Annotated in this window: 18 protein-coding genes; 9 read left to right on the top strand and 9 right to left on the bottom strand. The window is 61.4% G+C overall.

What is annotated here, in order from left to right:
• Positions 1–242 precede the first annotated feature (242 nt).
• Positions 243–1877 (bottom strand): methyl-accepting chemotaxis protein, encoded by a 1635-nt coding sequence (locus BLP82_RS01695; protein ID WP_092164797.1) that lies wholly within the window; start codon positions 1875–1877, stop codon positions 243–245.
• 273 nt (positions 1878–2150) lie between these two features.
• Between BLP82_RS01695 and BLP82_RS01690 the strand changes: the two genes are divergently transcribed.
• Positions 2151–2981 carry an undecaprenyl-diphosphate phosphatase gene (locus BLP82_RS01690; protein WP_092164796.1) on the top strand — a complete coding sequence of 277 codons (831 nt, stop codon included), beginning with the start codon at positions 2151–2153 and terminating at the stop codon, positions 2979–2981.
• On the top strand, positions 2978–3400 hold the full coding sequence (locus tag BLP82_RS01685) for a DUF1294 domain-containing protein (protein ID WP_092164795.1): 423 nt from the start codon (positions 2978–2980) through the stop codon (positions 3398–3400). The genes BLP82_RS01690 and BLP82_RS01685 overlap by 4 nt, the downstream gene beginning before the upstream one ends.
• A gap of 66 nt (positions 3401–3466) precedes the next feature.
• Here the strand turns inward: BLP82_RS01685 and BLP82_RS01680 are convergent, their stop codons facing one another.
• The gene (locus BLP82_RS01680) at positions 3467–3817 is read right to left on the bottom strand and encodes an MmcQ/YjbR family DNA-binding protein (protein ID WP_060742546.1); all 351 of its coding nucleotides are present in this window, start codon (positions 3815–3817) and stop codon (positions 3467–3469) included.
• The gene (locus BLP82_RS01675; protein ID WP_092164794.1) at positions 3814–4722 is read right to left on the bottom strand and encodes a LysR substrate-binding domain-containing protein; all 909 of its coding nucleotides are present in this window, start codon (positions 4720–4722) and stop codon (positions 3814–3816) included. Before BLP82_RS01675 ends, BLP82_RS01680 begins: the two co-directional genes overlap by 4 nt.
• Before the next feature lie 129 nt (positions 4723–4851).
• Here BLP82_RS01675 and BLP82_RS01670 point away from each other — a divergent pair, with 129 nt between their 5' ends.
• Positions 4852–5460, top strand: coding sequence for an FMN-dependent NADH-azoreductase (locus BLP82_RS01670; protein ID WP_092164783.1), 609 nt, complete (start codon positions 4852–4854; stop codon positions 5458–5460).
• Positions 5461–5644: 184 nt separating this feature from the next.
• Entirely contained in the window at positions 5645–6682 is a 1038-nt protein-coding gene (locus BLP82_RS01665) for an alpha/beta hydrolase family protein (RefSeq protein WP_060742543.1), read from the top strand.
• On the opposite strand, the gene BLP82_RS01660 is transcribed toward BLP82_RS01665, so the two are convergent.
• Entirely contained in the window at positions 6676–7869 is a 1194-nt protein-coding gene (locus tag BLP82_RS01660) for an MFS transporter (protein ID WP_092164782.1), read from the bottom strand. The two genes, BLP82_RS01665 and BLP82_RS01660, sit on opposite strands and share 7 nt — an antisense overlap.
• A 246-nt stretch (positions 7870–8115) precedes the next feature.
• Positions 8116–9705, bottom strand: coding sequence for an ABC-F family ATPase (locus tag BLP82_RS01655; protein WP_003181279.1), 1590 nt, complete (start codon positions 9703–9705; stop codon positions 8116–8118).
• A 404-nt stretch (positions 9706–10109) separates the two neighbouring features.
• Between BLP82_RS01655 and lpxO the strand changes: the two genes are divergently transcribed.
• Positions 10110–11009 carry a lipid A hydroxylase LpxO gene (gene lpxO, locus BLP82_RS01650; RefSeq protein ID WP_092164781.1) on the top strand — a complete coding sequence of 300 codons (900 nt, stop codon included), beginning with the start codon at positions 10110–10112 and terminating at the stop codon, positions 11007–11009.
• 15 nt (positions 11010–11024) lie between these two features.
• Here lpxO and ligD read toward each other — a convergent pair whose 3' ends face one another.
• Together ligD and BLP82_RS01640 are read right to left on the bottom strand one after the other, a co-directional pair.
• On the bottom strand, positions 11025–13013 hold the full coding sequence (gene ligD / locus BLP82_RS01645) for a DNA ligase D (RefSeq protein ID WP_092164780.1): 1989 nt from the start codon (positions 13011–13013) through the stop codon (positions 11025–11027).
• A 33-nt stretch (positions 13014–13046) separates the two neighbouring features.
• Positions 13047–13937: a non-homologous end joining protein Ku gene (locus tag BLP82_RS01640; protein ID WP_092164779.1), complete on the bottom strand. Its 891-nt coding sequence runs from the start codon at positions 13935–13937 to the stop codon at positions 13047–13049.
• A 199-nt stretch (positions 13938–14136) separates the two neighbouring features.
• Between BLP82_RS01640 and BLP82_RS01635 the strand changes: the two genes are divergently transcribed.
• From BLP82_RS01635 to BLP82_RS01620, 4 genes are all read left to right on the top strand, one after another.
• Positions 14137–14478 (top strand): hypothetical protein, encoded by a 342-nt coding sequence (locus tag BLP82_RS01635; RefSeq protein WP_092164778.1) that lies wholly within the window; start codon positions 14137–14139, stop codon positions 14476–14478.
• A 47-nt stretch (positions 14479–14525) separates the two neighbouring features.
• Positions 14526–15674, top strand: coding sequence for a PQQ-dependent sugar dehydrogenase (locus tag BLP82_RS01630; protein ID WP_092164777.1), 1149 nt, complete (start codon positions 14526–14528; stop codon positions 15672–15674).
• 298 nt (positions 15675–15972) lie between these two features.
• Positions 15973–16980 (top strand): threonine ammonia-lyase, biosynthetic, encoded by a 1008-nt coding sequence (gene ilvA, locus BLP82_RS01625; protein WP_092164776.1) that lies wholly within the window; start codon positions 15973–15975, stop codon positions 16978–16980.
• Positions 16981–17359: 379 nt separating this feature from the next.
• Positions 17360–17641, top strand: coding sequence for a DUF1652 domain-containing protein (locus BLP82_RS01620; RefSeq protein ID WP_060742536.1), 282 nt, complete (start codon positions 17360–17362; stop codon positions 17639–17641).
• Positions 17642–17725: 84 nt separating this feature from the next.
• Here BLP82_RS01620 and BLP82_RS01615 read toward each other — a convergent pair whose 3' ends face one another.
• Both BLP82_RS01615 and xylB read right to left on the bottom strand, forming a co-directional pair.
• Entirely contained in the window at positions 17726–18664 is a 939-nt protein-coding gene (locus BLP82_RS01615) for a carbohydrate kinase family protein (protein ID WP_092164775.1), read from the bottom strand.
• 12 nt (positions 18665–18676) lie between these two features.
• Positions 18677–20164, bottom strand: a complete 1488-nt coding sequence (gene xylB, locus BLP82_RS01610; protein ID WP_092164774.1) for a xylulokinase — start codon at positions 20162–20164, stop codon at positions 18677–18679.
• Positions 20165–20351: the final 187 nt, after the last annotated feature.

Below are 20351 nucleotides of genomic sequence, written 5' to 3'. Positions count from 1 at the left end.
CTTGGAAAAGAGGAGAGGGCGGCGATTGTAAACGCTATGGCGTGGAGAGCTCCAATAGCAATGTTGAATGGATTGCCGCCATCGCGGGCAAGGGATTTGTGGTGCACACCCAACCTGAGACCAGCACAACACCCATGTGGGAGCGGGCTTGCTCGCGAATGCTATCTGTCAGTTATACACCTGCCGACTGAGACACCGCATTCGCGAGCAAGCCCGCTCCCACAGGGATCATCTACCGATCTTTAGACCCGGAATTGCTTGAGCAAGCCGTTCAATTGTTCACTCAGTGCCTTGAGGCGGCTGCTTGCCTGGCTGGATTGTTCGGCGGCCATGGCGGTGCTGTGGGACAGTCCGGCGGCCTGGGTGACGTTTTGGTTGATGTCTTCCACCACATGGGCCTGTTGCAGGGTGGCGCTGGCGATGGAGGCGTTCAGGCTGTTGAGGTTGCGCAGGGCCTGGCCGATGGCGTTGAGGCTGGCACCGGCGAGGCCGGCCTGTTCGATGGTCAGTTGCGAGGCACGGCTGCTGTCGCCGATGACTTTCACGGCGGCTTCGGAATGAGTTTGCAGGCGCTCGATCATCGCCTGGATCTCGGCGGTGGATTTCTGTGTACGTTGGGCCAGCAACCGCACTTCATCGGCAACCACCGCAAAGCCTCGGCCTTGCTCGCCGGCACGGGCGGCCTCGATCGCGGCGTTGAGGGCCAACAGGTTGGTTTGTTCGGCGATGGAGCGAATCACCTCCAGCACGCTGCCGATCTGGGTGCTTTCACTGGCCAGGGTGCGAATCACTTCCACGGCTTGATCGATCGTCTGGGACAGGCGGTCGATCTGCTGCAAGCTGCCATCAATGTTGACCTGGCCTTGCTGGGCCTGGGATTCGGCGTCGCGCATCTCACTGGCCGCGTGCTCGGCATTCTTGGCCACATCCTGCACGCCATAGGTCACTTCATTGATCGCGGTGGCCACCAGTTCCATTTGTTGGGACTGCTGTTGGCTGCGTTCCTGGGCTTGAGCCGCGTCGTTGCCCAACTCGCTGGAAGATTGCCCCAGTGCAGTGGCCGACTCCTGCAACTGGCTCACCACCTGGCGCAATTTGGCGGTAAAGGCGTTGAAGTGCCGGGCCAGTTGAGTGACTTCGTCCTGGCCGTGGGTGTTGAGGGTGCGGGTCAGGTCGCTCTCGCCGCTGGCGATATCGGCCATGGCGTTTACCGTTTCCTGCAACGGACCGACGATGCTGCGTACGATCAGGGTCAACAGCAGGCCCATGACCAGGGTGATCGCCAACCCAATCAACGAAGCCTTGATCAACTGGGACCGGAATTCTGCCTGGACGTCGTCCACGTACACACCGGAACCGATGATCCAGCCCCACGGTTCGAACAATTTGACGTAGGAGGTCTTGCCGACGGGCGCTTCGGCGCCCGGCTTGGGCCAGAGATAATCGATGATCCCTGCTCCCTTGGCCTTGGCGATGGCGACCATCTCGTTGAACAGCGCAAAACCGTTCGGGTCGCGGATCGTCGAGAGATTCTGGCCTTCGAGCTTCGGGTTGGTCGGGTGCATGACCATGACCGGCGTCAGATCGTTGATCCAGAAATAGTCGCTCTGATCATAGCGCAGGCCTCGTACCGCGCTGAGGGCTTGCTTCTGCGCCGCCTCGCGGGTCAGGGTCCCAGCGGTTTCCAGGCCATGGTAGTAGCTCAGTACACCACTGGCGGTCTGCACCACATGCTGGGTCTTCTGCACCTTGGCCTGATACAGGTCCGTGTGGATCTGCTTGAGCATGAAGGCACCGAGCGTGAATAACATCACGATGGCCACGATCAGGATGAGCCACAAGCGTCGGCTGATCGACACACTGCGCAAGCTATTCATACGCTGTCACTCCGGTTTTTTATTCTTGTCATTAACGACGGCCGGCACTTTAGCGCCCGGCGGCTATCCATGATTGATCTGGGTCATAACGCGGCAGCGCTATCAGGGCTTGTCTGATAGGATTTCGGCCCCGCAGCGCAAAACCTGAGCCTGTTCTGATTTTTCATTGGGTTTTTTTGAAAGGTCGCGGTTATCGTGCAGCCGCTGCGTGTACCTGCATGACACTTGAATATTGATAAGACCTGCATGAACAGCGTCTTTTTTGGGGGATGAATGGATTTGTGGACTGCCTTTTCGGCACTGATTCTTGGCGTAGTGGAAGGCTTGACGGAATTTCTGCCGATTTCCAGCACGGGGCACCAGATCATTGTCGCCGACTTGCTCGAGTTCGGTGGCGAACGAGCGATGGCATTCAACATCATCATCCAGCTTGGCGCGATCCTCGCGGTGGTCTGGGAGTTTCGGCGCAAGATCTTCGACGTGGTGCTGGGCCTGCCGACGCAACCCGGCGCCCGCCGGTTCACCGCCAACCTGCTGATCGCCTTCCTGCCTGCCGTGGTCTTGGGCGTGCTGTTTGCAGACTGGATTCACCACTATCTGTTCAACCCGATCACCGTAGCCGCCGCGCTGGTGGTGGGCGGTGTGGTGATGCTCTGGGCCGAGAAGCGCCAGCACCAGGTGCATGCCGAAACGGTGGACGATATCTCCTGGAAGGATGCGTTGAAGGTCGGCTTGGCCCAGTGCATTGCGATGATCCCGGGCACCTCCCGTTCCGGTGCGACCATCATTGGCGGCTTGCTGTTTGGCCTGTCGCGTAAAACCGCTACCGAGTTCTCGTTCTTCCTGGCGATGCCCACCATGGTCGGCGCAGCCGTCTACTCGGGTTACAAGTACCGCGAGCTGTTCGTCCCGGCGGATTTCCCGGTGTTCGCCATTGGTTTTGTCACGGCGTTCATTTTCGCCATGATCGCGGTCAAGGGCCTGTTGCGGTTCATCGCCAGTCACAGCTATGCCGTGTTCGCTTGGTATCGCATCGCCTTTGGCCTGTTGATCCTGGCCACCTGGCAGTTCGGCTGGGTGGACTGGACCGCCGCCAAGCCATGAACGATTCAGGCGCCCGTAAACGCGCAGGGGGCAATGCCGGCGGCGCCGTGCAGCACCTGCGGCTCAAGCTGATGGTCTTTGCGCTGCTTTGCGCCTTGCCGCTGTGCGGTTCGCTGCTGTTCGGGCTGCGGGCGGTGTCGTGGGTGCCGATGGCAGCCTACGGGGTCGTCAGTGTGGTGGCGTTCCTGCTGTACTGGAGCGACAAGCGCAAGGCGCGCGCCGAGGCCTGGCGCACCCCGGAGAACGTGCTGCATGCACTGGAGCTGGCCGGTGGTTGGCCTGGAGCCTTGCTGGCCCAGCAGCTGTTTCGCCACAAGACCCGCAAAGTCTCGTTCCAAGTGGTGTTCTGGTTCATCGTGCTGTTGCACCAGGTGTTCTGGATCGACCAGTTGTTCCTGGGCGGTTATCTGTTGGCGTAGTCCTGGACAGTTCAAACCTGTGGGAGCGAGCTCGCTCGCGATGGCGGTGGTTCAGTCGCGCCGCCACTACAGCAACAACCCAACCTGGGTACGCTTCGGTAACTTGCCGACCACCAATTGGTGCGAGCGTTGCAGCAGGCCACGCAGCTCTTCGGCCCCCAGCGGGTAGGGCACCTGCATGATGACCCACTGGGCCCGTGCCAGGTAAGGCGCGGGGTGGATGCCTGGCCGGTCGCAGTGACCCAGGAACAGATCCTTGTCGACCTTGAACGCCAACGAGTCGCCCCGCAGGCCCTGGAGGGCGAACATCTTGTTCCCGGCGATGGAAAACACCCGCACGCCGCCCCATTTGTAGTCTTCCCTGGCACCGGGCAAGCCCAGGCAGAACTGCGCGACATCCTCTTCGCTCAAACTCATAGCGTTCTATCTCCACAGCCCTCGAAGGCTTCCACCAAATGATCGATCCAGGCGCGCACCGCTGGCAACATGCCGCGCCGATGGGGGTAGACCGCCTGTAGCCAGCCGTCGGGCAACGACCATCCCGGCAGCAGTTCCACCAGTGTGCCGTCCCGCAATTCCTGCTCGCAATACATGCTTGGCAATAAAGTGAAGCCGAGGCCGGCGAGGGTGCAGGCCCGACGCACAATGAAGTCATCGATGCCCAGGCGGGCCTCCAGGCTCAGTTCCACACGCTGTCCATCGCTCTTGACCAGGCGCAGATGCACCAGGCGATCGGCTTCCAAGGCCCCCAGCACCGGCAACGCCTCCAGATCGTTCGGGGTCTCGATCCGCCGTCCTTCGACGAAGGCCGGGCTGGCCACCAGCATCAGTCGTGCCCGGCGCAAACGCCGGGTCATCAACAGCGGGTCTTCGTCCCCCAGGTCGCGCACGCGCAACGCCACGTCGATGCCTTCGCCGATCAAGTCCACACGGCGGTTGAGCAGGGTCATGTCCAGTTGCACCAAGGGATATTTCACCAGGAAGGTTTCGATTACCACCGGCAGGAACTGGTGGGCCAGGCCCACCGGGCTGGACACCCGCAATCGGCCGCGGGGCTCGCTGGACATGCTCGCCACCGCTTCGTCGGCCATCTCGGCCTCCAGCAACATGGCCTGGCAATGGCGCAGATAACGTTCGCCGACCGCCGTCAATTTCAACTGGCGGGTGGTGCGCTGGAGCAGCCGGGCGCCCAGGCGCTCTTCCAGCTCGGCGATACGCCGCGACAGTCGCGACTTGGGAATGCCCAGCAAGCGCCCGGCTGCCGCGAAACCACCGGCTTCGACGACTTTGGCGAAATAGTACAAGTCATTGAGGTCTTGCATGATGAACTCGATTGTCCTGTCAGTAGGACAAACTATCGCATTTATGCTGACTTATCGATCATTGGCTTCATCGATAGGATGGTCGTCAATTGATCGCCTGGTTGCGGTCCTCATTTGGAGAGCATTGATATGAAACTGCTGCACATCGATTCGAGCATCCTCGGTGACAACTCCGCTTCCCGCCAATTGAGCCGTGAAGTGGTTGAAGCCTGGAAAGCCGCCGAGCCAGGTATCACCGTCACTTACCGTGACCTGGCCGCCGACGCCATCAGCCATTTTTCCGCCCAGACGCTGGTTGCCGCCGGTACCAGCGCTGAACTGCGTGACGCGGCCCTGAAGCATGAAGCGGATCTCAGCGCGTCGGCGATGGCCGAGTTCTTGGCCGCTGATGCGGTGGTCATCGCCGCTCCGATGTACAACTTCAGCATTCCGACCCAACTCAAGGCCTGGATTGACCGCATTGCCGTCGCCGGCCAGACGTTCCGCTACACCGAAGCCGGTCCAGAAGGCTTGTGTGGCGGCAAGAAACTGGTGATCGTCTCCACTGCGGGCGGCTTGCATGCCGGCCAACCGAGCGGCGTGGGTCACGAGGAATATCTCAAGCTGATGTTCGGTTTCCTTGGCATCACCGATATCGAATTCGTCCGTGCCGAAGGTCTGGCCTACGGTGACGACATGCGGACCAAAGCCATGGGCGAAGCCTCGTTGCAGATCGGTCAGCAGTTCGCCGCTGCGTAAAACCTGCGTAAAGGCAGCAAGCGCTTCGGGCAACCTTCGCAAAACCCTGTATTCTCGTCGTCATTGGATGGCTGGGATGCAGGGTTTTGCTGCATTCGGCGCCGAGGATTGTGGCGCAGGTTATGCACGGCCAAGTGTGCGAGCGACGGGGCCTTCCCGGGCGCTGGTGAAGGTGGAAGATTCGATGACACGTTTTGGTGCAGCGCTGCTGCTTTGCTGGTTAGCCAGTCTCGGTTCCGTGCAGGCCGCTCCAGGGCCGCATCCGCATTGGAGCGCGGGTTTCCATGAGTTGAGCTTTCTCGATCCGCTGGATCAGCAGCCGATGCACGCCATCGCCTTCTATCCGTCCACCGACCGGGAACAATCCAGCCTGCTGGGTGGCTACCAGATCGATGCCGCGCCGGACGCCCAGATCGCCATCGGCCGCTTCCCGCTATTGATGTTGTCCCATGGCAACACCGGCACGCCGTTGGCCCTGCATGACCTGGCCACCTCGCTGGCGCGCAAGGGGTTTGTCGTGGTGGCGGTGATTCATCCTGGCGACAATGCCCAGGATCACAGCCGGCTTGGTACCCTGAGCAACCTGTACGGGCGGCCGATCCAGATTTCCGAAGCCATCACCGCAACGCTCAATGATCCGATGCTGTCGCCGTTCGTCAACGCCGGGCAGGTCGGGGTGATCGGTTACTCGGCCGGTGGCGAAACCGCGCTGATCCTGTCCGGTGCGACGCCGGACCTCAATCGTCTGCGCCGCTACTGCGCGGAACGGCCGGACGATCATGACGCCTGTAACACCCAGGGCGAACTGATCGCCGACCGCGATGACCTGCAACCCGTGGCCGACCCCAGGGTCCGGGCGCTGCTGCTGATGGCGCCGTTGAGCCTGAAATTCGGTCGTCATACATTGGCCGATGTCCATGTGCCGGTGCTGCTGTACAGCGGCGATGGCGACAAATTGGTGGCTTTCGACAAGAATGCCGCCGCCTTGGCCCGCAAGCTGCCCACCGCACCGGATTTCAAGACCTTGGCCGGCGCGGGCCACTTTGTCTTCCTGGCACCGTGCACCGACGAGCAGATCGCCGCGATGCCCGCGCTCTGCACGGATGCCGACGGTGTCGATCGTAAGGACATCCACCGCACCATGATTTCCGAGGCCGGCCGCTTCTTCGGCGAGGCGCTGGGCAAGCCGACCCGGGCAGGGCTGAAGACGGCCGATCAATAAAGGGCGTTTGTCGCTCGGCGACGCAGCAGCAGGGTCAGACCCAGTCCGCTGACTGACAGCAAGGCGGCGCAGAAGAAGATCGACGAATAGCCCAGGTTCAATGCCACCGCGCCCATCAACGGGCCGGCAATCGCCAGTGCCAGGTCAAAGAACACCGCGTAGGCGCTCAGGCCCGCGCCACGACTGGTGTTGGGCACTTGCTTGATGGCCTCCACCCCGAGCGCGGGATACACCAGCGACAACCCGAAACCGGCCAATCCGGCACCGACCAGGGCGAACGGGGTGGACGGCGCCAGCCACAGCAATGCCAGTCCGAGGGTTTCGATGCTCATGCAGGCTATGGCCGAGTTGAAGCCACCGAAGCGGGCAATGCTGGAAATGAACAGTAACCGCGCGAGGATGAAGCAGACGCCGAATACCGTCAGGCACCACGCCGCGCCGGTCCAGCCGCGGCTGATGTAAAACAGTGTGATGAACGTGGTGAGCGTGCCGTAGCCGATCGACGCCAGGCTCAGGCCCGCTCCGTACGGCGCAATGCGCGCAAACACCGCCCAGAAAGGCAAGCGCTCGCCGCGAATGACCGGCACCGACGGCTTGTCGCGAATCATCAACAGCGCAGCGCCCGCCAGCAACGACAACGCAATACCCAGGCTGGCGAAACCCAGCTCACCGACCATCACCACCCCCAACGGCGCGCCAATAGCGATGGCCCCGTACGAAGCGATGCCGTTCCAGGAAATCGAGCGGGCCGTGTGTTCCACCCCCACCTGGCCCATGCACCAACTGATGGTGCCCACGCCAATCAGCCCCTGGGCCACGCCGAGCAGCAAGCGGCCGGCGATCAGAATCAACAGGCTGGGTAGCGCAAAGCTTTGCAGCAAGGTCGAGATCAGCGTCAGCACGCCACTGAGCACAATCCCCGACAGCCCGTAGACGATCGCCCGCTTGGTACCGACGCTGTCCGACAAGCGCCCGGCCATGGGGCGGCTGAGCAAGGTCGCCAGATACTGTGAACCGATGGTCAGGCCGGCCACCACCGCGCTGAAGCCTAACTGTTCATGGACATAACCGGGCAGTACGGCAATCGGCAGGCCGATGCAGAGGAAGGCGATGAAGGTGTAGAACACGATGGAGACGATCTGCAGGGTGATCGACAGGGAACTGGGGGCAGAGGCGGGCGTGGGCATGGGGCTCGTTCGCGGGCAGCGGTAAGAGAGCCTCATCATGGCGCGAGGTGGGAATAAAAGAAAGCAGGCTAACTAAATGTGTTGGGGAGACTGGGTGTTCAGGCGGGATTGATGGGGTATGTGCTGCCGCCATCGCGAGCAAGCTCGCTCCCACAGGTTTTTACCCCGCTGAAATACAAAAAAAGCCCCGTCACAGTGGACAGGGCTTTTTACTTGCCGCTTGAAGCTTGCAACTCGGAGCGGGCCTTAGAACACCACACCCTGACTGCGCAGGTAGTCGTCATAGGTGCCGCTGAAGTCGACCACGCCATCGGCGCTCAGTTCGATGATGCGGGTGGCCAGGGACGATACGAACTCCCGGTCATGGCTGACGAAGATCAAGGTGCCCGGGTAGTTTTCCAGCGCCAGGTTCAGTGCTTCGATGGATTCCATGTCCAAGTGGTTGGTCGGTTCGTCCATGACCAACACGTTTGGCTTCTGCAGGATCAACTTGCCGAACAGCATGCGGCCCTGTTCACCACCGGAAATGACCTTGACCGACTTGAGGATCTCGTCGTTGGAGAACAGCATGCGGCCCAAGGTGCCACGCACCAGTTGTTCGCCGCCCTGGGTCCATTGGCCCATCCAGTCGAACAGGTTGACGTCGTCTTCGAAGTCATGGGCGTGATCCTGTGCGTAGTAGCCCAGTTCCGCGGCGTCGGTCCATTTCACGGTACCGGCATCCGGTTCCAGTTCATTGACCAGGGTGCGCAGCAAGGTGGTCTTGCCGATACCGTTCGGGCCAATGATCGCCACGCGCTCACCGGCTTCGACGGTGAAGCTGAAGTCCTTGAACAGCGGCTTGCCGTCGAAGCCCTTGGCCATGCGTTCGACAATGACCGCCTGGCGGTGCAGTTTCTTGGTCTGCTCGAAACGGATGAACGGGCTGACGCGGCTCGATGGCTTGACCTCGGCCAGTTGGATCTTGTCGATCTGCTTGGCGCGGGAGGTGGCTTGCTTGGCTTTCGAGGCGTTGGCCGAGAAACGGCTGACGAACGATTGCAATTCGGAAATCTGCGCTTTCTTCTTGGCGTTGTCCGACAGCAGTTGCTCGCGGGACTGGGTCGCCACGGTCATGTACTCGTCGTAGTTGCCCGGGAACAGGCGCAGCTCGCCGTAGTCCAGGTCCGCCATGTGGGTGCAGACACTGTTCAGGAAGTGACGGTCGTGAGAGATGATGATCATCAGGCTCGAACGCTGGGTCAGCACGTTTTCCAGCCAGCGGATGGTGTTGATATCCAGGTGGTTGGTCGGCTCGTCGAGCAGCAGCACTTCCGGGTCGGAGAACAGCGCCTGGGCCAGCAGCACACGCAGTTTCCAGCCTGGCGACACTTCGCTCATCGGGCCGAAATGCTGCTCGATGCCAATCCCCAGGCCCAACAGCAGTTCACCGGCGCGGGATTCGGCGGTGTAGCCGTCCATCTCGGCAAATTCGGTTTCCAGCTCGGCCACGGCCATGCCGTCTTCTTCGGTCATTTCCGGCAGCGAATAGATGCGGTCGCGCTCGGCCTTGACCTTCCACAGCTCTTCGTGACCCATGATCACGGTGTCGATCACGGTGAATTCTTCGTAGGCGAACTGATCCTGGCGAAGTTTACCCAGGCGTACGTTCGGCTCGAGCATGACCTGGCCGCCGGACGGCTCGAGGTCGCCGCCGAGGATTTTCATGAAGGTCGACTTGCCGCAACCGTTGGCACCGATCAGGCCGTAGCGGTTACCCGCGCCGAACTTGACAGAGACGTTTTCGAACAGTGGCTTGGCGCCGAACTGCATCGTGATGTTAGCTGTAGAGATCAAAGGTTTATCCTGCGGAACATTCAGAGTAGCTAAGGGTGCGGCAGTACCTGTTCAGTACCTGTTTGCGCACGTTCCGACCGCGCAAAGGCGTCGTGGTCGCAAGCGCAAGGGTCCATCCGGCATAAGAGGACAGCAGCATACGGAGCGCCTGGTCCGGGTAGATGTACGCCGAAGCCGCGGTTTGCGGTATCGGCCAAAGGGGGCGCGTGATAATTGGCGGCGATTGTACTGATCTGGCCGCATAAACGATAGGGGATTGCCCGGGCAAGACAGTTTTTCACAACTTTGGGATAACTTTTGCTTACAACCTGTGGCTAAAATGCCATCTCACCCGATGCCATCTCCTTTGCCACTTGGCTGGCCTGGAGCCGCAACCTGTTCACTCCTGCATGTGACGGACTTTCGTGAAGCTCATCATTGTCGCGATCTACCTCCTCTCCATTGGCTACGTTCACCTGCGCGGACGCGTGCGGCATAAGATCGGGCGCCAGTTGAGCGATCATTCGTCTTTTCTTGCGCCGATCAATTGCCTGCTTTACCTATGCTCGAAACTGCCGAACAGGCCTTTCCTGAGCCCGGTGCAGTTCCCCGACCTGAGCCCGTTGCAGGCCCATTGGGAAGAGATCCGGGCCGAAGGCCAGAGCCTGCTGCGCGCCGGGGAGATCAAACGCTCAAATCAGTATGACGACGTGGGCTTCAACTCGTTCTTCAAGACCGGCTGGAAGCGTTTCTACCTGAAGTGGTACGGCGACAGCCATCCCTCGGCCATGAAGCTGTGCCCACGCACCACGGAACTGGTGCAAAGCATCGGTTCGATCAAGGCGGCGATGTTTGCCGAGTTGCCGCCGGGGTCGAAGCTGGTCCGCCACCGCGACCCTTACGCCGGGTCCTATCGGTATCACCTGGGCCTGGAAACCCCCAACGATGCTGGCTGCTACATCAATGTCGATGGCGAGCCTTATCATTGGCGTGATGGCGAAGCGGTGATTTTCGACGAAACGTTCATCCATTACGCGGAGAACACCACCGCCCATAATCGCATTATCCTGTTCTGCGACGTGGAGCGGCCGATGAGGTTTCGCTGGGCCACCGCCTTCAACCGCTGGTTCAGCCGTACCGTGATGGCGGCCGCCGGTGCGCCCAACGACGCGGGCGACAGGACGGGCGGCCTGAACCGTGCGTTCTCCAGGCTCTACAAGATCCGGTTGCAAGGCAAGGCCCTGAAGAAGCGCAACCGCACGCTGTATTACCTGCAGAAGTGGGCTTTTTTCGGTGGTTTACTAGCGATCTTCGTCTGGATTTGAACCCTGGATTGGGCCTCATGCCTCGGGTTTTTGCGCATCCAGTTGCTCCCACATCCTGGCGGTAATCCGCTGGCGGTGGTTATAGCCCTCCCAAGGATCGGCGCCCAAGCTTTTGGCCCGTTCCAGCGCGGTATACATGTCCCATTGCTGGGCGTTGCGCAGGGTCGACAGCTCGGCCCGGGCGATCGGCACCGAGACCGGCAGGCCTGGCCTGGCACGTACCGAATAGGCGGCTACTGTGCTGGCTCCACGGGCGTTGCGCAGGTAATCGACGAATATTTTCCCGACGCGGTTCTTCGGTCCCATGGTGGCGGTGATGCGCTCGGGCATTTGCCGGGTCAGGAACTGAGAGATGGCTTTGGCGAACGCCTTGGTGGTGTCCCAGCCTTCATTTCTCGCCAATGGTACGATCACATGCATGCCTTTGCCACCGCTGGTCTTGAGGAAGGCCTGCAAGCCCAGTTCGTCGAGCACCGCCAAGGTCATGCGGGTCGCCTCGATCATGGCGCTCCAGGGCAGTGACGGGTCCGGGTCCAAATCCAGGACAAACAAGTCAGGCGTCTCGATCCGGTCGTGGGTCGCGGCCCACGTGTGCAATTCCACCGTCCCCATCTGCGCCGCGCCGACCAGCGCGTGGATATCATCGATCTCCATCAGGGCGGCATGGCCCGGGTCCAGTTGCGGATCCAGCTGCTTGATGTGGGGAATCTCCAGGCGATCGGCGTGTTTTTGAAAGAACAGTTCTTCGCCGATACCGTCCGGTGCCCGCAGCAGCGCGACCGGGCGCAACTTGAGGTGCGGCAGGATCCAAGGGGCGATGTCCAGGTAATACTGCGCCAGCTCGGCCTTTTGCACGCCGCTGACACTGTCGATGACCCGCTCGGGGTGGGTGATCGTCACCCCGTCGACTCTGGCGGTGCCGGCTTTTTTGCGACGCTGGGGTTTTGGCGTGGAGGGCTTTATCGGCAGGGGCTGCTCCCGAACCACTGTGCTGGCGAGCGTATGGGACGGCAACCCAAGGAAAATAGCCTGCCGCACCTGGTTATCGCGGGTCCACTCGGTGAATTCCACTTCACAGGTCAGGGTCGGCTCGACCCATTGCACGCCGCGTCCCTGGGTACCGTTGAGTGGCTCAGCCAGTGGCGAGGTCTCGCGCTGCTGGGTACACAGTTGCTCATGCAATTGCTTGATTTGTACCTGGCTGAACCCTGTGCCGACCCGGCCGGCATACACCAGCCCCGTTGCTCCGTTGACGGCCAGCAGCAGCGCGCCGAAACCGCTGCGCTTGCCTTGGGGGCGGGTGAATCCGACGATGACGAAGGCTTGGCGCAACCGGCACTTGAGTTTTACCCAGTCGGCGCTCCGGCGGGACATATAAGGGCTGCCCAGGCGCTTGCCGACCACGCTGTCCAGTGAGAGCGCAATGGCGCTTTCGAACATGTCGTGCTGGCTGGCGGAAAACGACTCGGAAAAGCGCAGGCGCTTGCTGGCGTTGTTGCCGAGGGCTTTTTTCAGTGCAGCACGGCGTTCTTCCACTGGCGCCTGGCGCAGGTCGACGCCATTGAGAAAGGGCGCATCGAACAGGAAATACACCATGTCGACGGTGCGGCTGATTTCGAAGGCCTCGCGCAGGGCGGCGAAATCGCTGTGGCCGGTTTCATCGAGCAGGACCAGTTCGCCGTCCAGCCAACTGTCCCCCAGGTCCAACCCGGCCAAGGCGTCGGCATGCAGCTTCAGCCGATCGGTCCAGTCCTGGTGATTGCGGTTGTATAACCGCACTTCACCGTGTTCGATGCGGGTCAGCAGGCGATAACCGTGGAACTGGACTTCGTAGCGCCATTCACCGGTAGGCGGCTCCTCCACGGGCGTGGCCAGCTGCGGCGACAGGCGCTCGGGCAGGCGGGTGCCCGGGGCTGACTTGCCCCCTCGGCCAGGGTTGCGGGGCGTCGTTGCGTCCGACTCGGCATTGGACAAACGAGCAGATTCACTCTCGGCGTTGGCCATGACAGATTCCCTTGTATTGCACACGCCAGGGTTTTAGCCCCGGGAGGCCTTGGTGGCTTTTTTGGCAGGAGCGGATTTACCGGTTTTCGCGGATTTTGCCGGGGGCTTCCCGGCGGATTTGTCGCTGGCCTTGCCCTTGCCGCCCAGGCTGCGCTTGAGCAACTCGGTCAGGTCGATGACATCGGCGGTCTTGCGTTGTTCTTCGCCCGGATCGGTCTCCACGGCTTCGAGGCGGCCTTCGTTGGCCTTTTTCTCCACCAGTTCCATGATCTTGTCTGCGAAACTGTCCCGGTATTCTTGCGGCTCCCAGTCGGCGCTCATGTCCTCCACGAGACGCTTGGCCATTTCCAGCTCGCCCTTGGCCAGGGTCGGGTTCGTGACCTCGTCGCCCAATTCCAGGATATCCAGCTCGCGCACCTCCGCGGGCCAGCGCAGCAGCACCAGCACCAGAGCCGACTCAAGGGGCATGAGGGCGGCCAGGTGCTGGCGGGTATGCAGCACGACGTAGGCCAGGGCCACCTTGTTGGTCTTGACCAGGGTTTCGCGCAGCAGGGCGTAGACTTTGCCGCCACGCTTGTCGGGGGCGAGAAAGTAGGGCGTGTCGATGTTTTGCAGGGGGATCTCCTCGCTGTCGACAAAGGAAAAGATCTCGATGGTCTGGGTGGACTTGGGGTGGGCGGAGCGGATTTCCTCTTCGCTGAGCAGCACGTACTGGCCTTTCTGGTACTGGACGCCCTTGACGATGTCTTCCTTGGTCACTTCCTTGCCCGTGGTCTTGTTGATCCGCTTGTAGCCCACCGGGTCCATGCTGCGTTTGTCCAGCCAGTCGAAATCCACACCCTGGGAAGAGGTGGCCGACACCAGCGCGACGGGGATGTGGACCAGCCCGAAACTGATTGCGCCTTTCCAGATTGCCCGAGCCATGGTGGTGTTTTCCTTGCCGGTGGATGTCTCTCTGGTGACCTTCGCGCCTCGGGAAAAGTTTCCACAGTGGGGCGAGCAAGCTTGCTCCCAGCTGTGTTCGGAGACGCTTCGTTACATCTTCACCGGGATATTTCGCTTAACAAGGGCGAACCTGCGGCGTAGCGTGCTTTCGATATGCCTGAACCCAAGAGGTGTCCCAATGAACAGGCTGATGCTCGTCATCATGACGCTATTACTGACTGCCGCTGCCCAGGCCGCCACGCCCAGCGCAGGCCCAACGGTCCTGGCCCAGAACCTGCCGGGCAATAACAATCCTTACAACAGCCCGACACGCCGGGCCAATCCCAACAGCATGCAGGGCACCCGGCCCAACGTGCCGACGATTCATAACAATCCGACAGTGCCAATACCACGGCCACCGACCCTGGAAAATGGCGGCATCGGCAATGGCTACCCCCGTTCCGGCCAGCCGTCGGGTTCGCCGCGACCCACCATCGAGTCTCCTGCGCCACCGCGCAACAGCCAGAATGGCAACCGCTAGGCGCTGGCGCCCGTTGTTCTCTTTCAACACCGCAGAAGGAAATGTGCATGTTGCGTAAAACACTCCTGGCCGCATTCTGCGCCAGCGCTGTCCTGGCCCTTGCCAACCCGGCCAATGCCGCGCCAACCCAGTCATTCAAGAGTGAGGAGGGCACGCTGGAAGTGACCACCGTGGTCAAGGGGCTGGAGCACCCTTGGTCCGTTGCATTCCTGCCTGGCCAACAGGGCATGTTGGTGACGGAGCGAGGGGGCAACCTGCGCGTGGTCAGCCCCGACGGCCAATTGTCCGCCCCCTTGAGCGGCGTGCCAGAAGTGTGGGCCAAGGGCCAGGGCGGCTTGCTGGACGTGGTGCTGTCGCCGGACTTCAAGCAGGATCGCACCGTCTACCTGTCCTATGCCGAAGCGGGTGCAGACGGCAAGGCCGGCACCGCCGTGGGGCGGGGGCAACTGGCCGAAGACCTCAAGAGCCTGAAGAACTTCGACGTGGTCTTCCGCCAGCAACCCAAGCTGTCCACGGGCAACCACTTTGGCTCGCGACTGGTCTTCGACCGCGACGGCTATCTGTTCATTACCCTGGGGGAAAACAACGACCGGCCCACCGCTCAGGACCTGGACAAACTGCAAGGCAAGGTCGTGCGCATCTACCCCGATGGCAAGGTGCCCGACGACAACCCTTTCGTCGGCCAGAAAGGCGTGCGTCCCGAGATCTGGTCCTACGGCATGCGTAACCCCCAGGGCGCAGCCCTCAATCCTTGGAGTGGCACCCTCTGGGAAAACGAACATGGGCCCCGGGGCGGCGATGAATTGAACATCATCGAGCGCGGCAAGAACTATGGCTGGCCACTGGCGACCCACGGCATCAATTACTCCGGCGCCCCGATTCCCGAGGCCCAGGGCAAGACCGTCGAAGGCGCCCTTGACCCTCACCACGTCTGGCAGGTCTCACCGGGGCTCAGCGGTATGGCGTTCTACGACCATGGGCGCTTCAAGGCCTGGCAACACAATGTGTTCATCGGCGCCTTGGTGTCGGGGGAGCTGATCCGCCTGCAATTGCAAGACGACAAGGTCGTCCATGAAGAGCGCCTGTTGGGCGAGCTCAAGGCGCGAATCCGTGATGTTCGCCAGGGGCCGGATGGGTACCTCTATGTGTTGACGGATGAGGACGACGGAGCCTTGTACAAAGTCGGCCTCAAGTGACACAACGCCATGTAGGAGCTGTCGAGTGCAACGAGGCTGCGATCTTTCCCCAGACACTTGAGTCTCCAGCGAAAGATCAAAAGATCGCAGGCTTCGCCAGCTCCTACGTATTTGCCATTGACTTGCCGCCAACGCACCGCTAATTTCCAGGCATGAACTCAACCGTACTGCGCAGCCAGCCAAGCATTATTACCGCCATTCCTTATTTGGCGGGCTAGCTGACGGCTGCACCGAACCCGCCCTCGAGGCGGTTTTTTTCTTTCTGTCTCCTGGGCTCCGAGCGAACCAGGAGATCGTCATGACCGCTGCCCACACCGAGCAAACCCTGCTTGAGCACTATGTAAAGAAAATCCTCGCCGCGCCGGTCTACGAACTGGCCGTGCGCACGCCACTGCAAGCGGCGCCAGCACTGTCCGAGGCCCTGGGCAACCGGATCCTGCTCAAGCGCGAAGACTTGCAACCGACTTTTTCCTTCAAGATCCGCGGTGCCTACAACAAGCTCGTGCACCTGACCCCGGAGCAGCGGGCCCGGGGCGTCATCACCGCGTCAGCCGGCAATCACGCCCAGGGCGTCGCGCTGGCGGCACGGGAGCTGGGTATTTCGGCCAGCATCGTCATGCCCGTGACCACCCCCCAACTGAAAGTGCTGGGCGTGCGCAATCGCGGCGCCGAGGCCTTGCTATATGGGGACAGTTTTCCGTTTGCCTTGGCCCATGCGCTGGAATTGGCCGAGCAGACCGGGCGGGAGTTCGTCTCGCCATTCGACGATCCGGAGGTGATTGCCGGGCAAGGCACCGTCGCCATGGAAATCCTGCGCCAGCATCCCGGCCGGCTGGACGCGATTTTCGTTCCGGTCGGAGGCGGGGGGCTGATCGCCGGGATCGCGGCCTACGTCAAGTACCTGCGCCCGGAAGTTCGCATCATTGGCGTCGAGTCGCAGCACTCGGCCTGTCTCCAGGCTGCACTGATCGCCGGGGAGCGGGTGATCTTGCCCGAGGTGGGAACCTTCGCCGATGGCGTGGCCGTTGCGCAGATCGGCGCCCATGGCCTGGACATCTGCCGTTTCTGCGTCGATGAGGTGATGACCGTGACCAACGACCAGTTGTGCGTCGCGATCAAGGACATCTATGACGACACCCGTTCGATCACCGAGCCGTCAGGGGCCTTGGCGGTGGCGGGCATCAAGCAATACGTGGCGCGCACGGGCGCGCGTGGCGAGACCTTGGTAGCGATCGATTCGGGGGCCAACATCAATTTCGACAGTTTGCGCCACGTGGCGGAGCGGGCGGCGGTGGGAGCTCTTTGAGTTTTTACGCTACGTCACACTTTTTTCATGCCAGGCGACGGATGCCCGCTTTCTCCTTCGCAATAGGGGCTAATCTAGGTTGCGAACAGGATAAAAGTGATTGCAGTTTGCATGGAAAAAACCACCTTTCCTTGCACTTTGCACGAGCCCTCTGGCGCGGGACGAAGCTAAACGCTTGATTCATATCAATCTGGAAGGTCGTCAATACAGGCATATTTTTTGCGGGATGGTTCAGGAGTTCGCTTGACGAGCTTGTTAACTGAAAATGCCAAGAAAGAGAACGGCACGGTATTCATAGTCCCAGTCCGCAGGGAAGAAAACGGACGAAGATACCGCCGTCGTGAACATAAATTGGCCGCCTCAACAGGAGAGAGTCGCCATGTTTTTATCTGCCCTCGAAATGCGAAACATCATTGAAAGCAGCTTGCTGCCCAAGCGCTCGCAATGCACGTTGTCACCTGAGCTGACGATGACGATCAAGATCTTCGATGACCACAGGACCGATCATGTGGCCTTGCTCAAAACGAACATCGATGCCAGGAAACTCACCGGGTGCCGAGCCATCAACGATCTGATTGCCGAGTTGCGTACGGAGCTTGACCACAACCCTGCCGCAGGCAATCACTTTCATCAGCAACACCATCGAATGACCGGGCGCTGATTACGGCCTTGTCATTTTCCCTCTGACGCTCGGGTCCGGTGATGTCCGAACCCGGCGTCCAGCTTTTCTGTTATAACGCGCAAGTCAGGCCAGTTGCTGCCGATAGGGCAGGTCCGGCCCGGTTTTGCCGCACGTCAGTGCTGCGGCGCGAATGGCGAACTCAAGCATGGCGCTGACCTGCTCGCGGGTCAGTGTCTGCAGGCCCTCGATCGAATCCAGTTGTTGCTCAGTCAGCCACGCAATCAGCGCGGCCTGGAAGGTGTCGCCTGCACCCACGGTGTCGGCGATCTTCACCGGGCACGCGGGCAGCGACCATGTGCCGTGCTGGCGACTGAAGACCGTCGCTCCCTGGCCGCCACGGGTCAGGAAGACCACTTGGCAACGGTGCTTCAGCCAACCTTCGATGACCGCCTGGGGCTCGATCCCTGGGTAGAGCAGGCCCAGATCCTCGTCACTGACCTTGATCAGGTCTGCGTATTGCACCAGTGCCGCAATCCGCGAGCGCCACAATTCTATATCCGGTTGCGGGTTGAGCCGCACGTTCGGGTCGAGACTGATCAGGCGCCGGCCACTTTCCCGTTGCACCAGGGCCAGGAGCGTGTCGGCAATGGGCTGGACCACCAGTGAGAACGAGCCGACATGCAAACCACGCACTTCAGGGCCCAGCTCCGGTAGATGGGCCAGGCTCAGTTGCCGGTCGGCACCCCCTTCGCCGCGAAAGCTGTAGTGGGGCGAACCATTGGCGCCTACGGCAACCATCGCCAGGGTGGTCGGCGCGTCGAAGTCCAGCAGGTATCGGGTGCTGACACCTTCGTTGAGCAGCACCTGCTGCAAGCGACGGCCCAGGTAGTCGGTGGACAATCCGGTAAACAGCGCCGACTCAATACCCAGGCGGCGCAACCCCACCGCCACGTTGAACGGCGAGCCACCGGCAATCGCCTTGTAGTTCACTTGCGAGGCAGGGCCATCCGCCTCGGTTTCACTGAAAAAATCAAACAGCGCTTCACCACACACCAGATACATAGTTGCCCGCTCTCAAAGGGTTGCGACGTGTTGTCGGTAACGTTCATAGGCCTGCTGGGACGCCGTGACATGGGCGGCGATTGGCCGGGTTTCGCTGGCCGGGTCGAGCTTGACGCAGCGCTCGCACAGTTCGACGAGGCTGTCTTGCGCGCCTGAATGGCACCACGCCGCCTGGATCGCCGCACCCAACGCCGCCGCTTCGCTTTGTTCAGTGCAAATGACCGTGGTGTCCATGATGTCGGCGACGATCTGCCGCCACACCGGGCTCTTCGAGCCGCCGCCGATCAGGCGAATGCTCTGGGCCTTGAGCCCGTTGGCCCGCAACAGGTCCAAACCGTAGCGCAAACCGAAGGTCGTGCCTTCGACCACGGCGCGGCACAGGTTGGCCCGGGTCAGGTTGGTGGTGGTCAGGCCCAGCAGGCTAGCGGTGGCATGGGGCAGGGCAGGCACCCGCTCGCCGTTGAGGAACGGCAGCATGCAGACACCCTCGGCACCAATCGGGGCCTGGACGACCAGGGCGTTGAAGGCGTCGATGTCCAGGCCCAGCAACTCGCGAATCGCCCCGGTGGCGTTGGTCAGGTTCATGGTGCAAATCAATGGCAGCCAGCCACCGCTGGAGGAGCAGAACGTCGCCACTGACGGTTGCGGGCTGACCGCGGGTTCGGCGGCAAAGGCATAGACCGTGCCGGAGGAACCGAGACTCATGGTGATCACGCCGGGCTGGATATTGCCGGTGCCGATGGCGCCCATCATGTTGTCGCCGCCCCCACTGGCCACCACCGCGTCGGGGTTGATGCCCAGGTGCGCGGCAATGGCCGGCAGGATGCGTCCGACGGGCTGATGGGCCTCGATCAGCTCCGGCAGCGCCGCTTGCAAGTGCGCGCTGGGATCGATGTATTGCAACAACTGCACGTCCCATTGGCGGGTGCGCACGTTGAAATAGCCAGTCCCCGAGGCATCGCCGTATTCGCTGCAATGGCGGCCGGTGAGCCAGTAGTTGAGGAAGTCGTGGGGCAGCAGGACGCTGGCGATGCGTTCGAACACCTGGGGATGCTGCTCCCGCGTCCAGAGCAATTTGGAAACCGTGTAGCCCGGCGCGATCACCACGCCGAGGCGTTCGAGGCTACCGTCTTCACCACCCAGGTGCGCCAGGAGCCGATCGTTTTCCGGCGTCGTCTCGGTGTCGCACCAGAGCTTGGCCGGGCGCAAGACCTGGCCCTGGTCGTCAAGCAGCACCAGGCCGTGCTGCTGGCCGGACACGCCGACGCCGAGGATCGCCTGGCCATCGACCCCGGCGGCGGCCAAGGCTTGATGAGTCGCCTGGGTGAATGCATCGAGCCATTGCTGGGTGTCTTGTTCACGACGACCGTTGGCCCCGCTGATCATGCTGTGGGCAGCCGCGCCCTGGCCGAGTACCTGACCGCTGATCGCATCCAGGATCAACGCCTTGGTGCCTTGGGTGCCACAGTCGATGCCCAGGAACAGTTGTTGGTTTGCCATAGAAATCCTTGATATCAATGAACCGTCAGCACAGAACTGTTTGGACCGGGACATGGTGGACTGTGGCGAGGGGATTTATCCCCGCTGGGCTGCGAAGCAGCCCTGACACTGACGACTCGGTGTGTCAGATTCACTGAGTTGTTCGTGTCTTGGGGACGCTTCGCGTCCCAGCGGGGATAAATCCCCT

Origin of the sequence: Pseudomonas sp. NFACC37-1 (genome assembly GCF_900101575.1) — a bacterium.
Classification (GTDB): Bacteria; Pseudomonadota; Gammaproteobacteria; order Pseudomonadales; family Pseudomonadaceae; genus Aquipseudomonas; species Aquipseudomonas fluorescens_AA.
The sequence above is the reverse complement of the archived record's forward strand: the minus strand, read 5'-3'. Positions and strand labels throughout refer to the sequence as shown.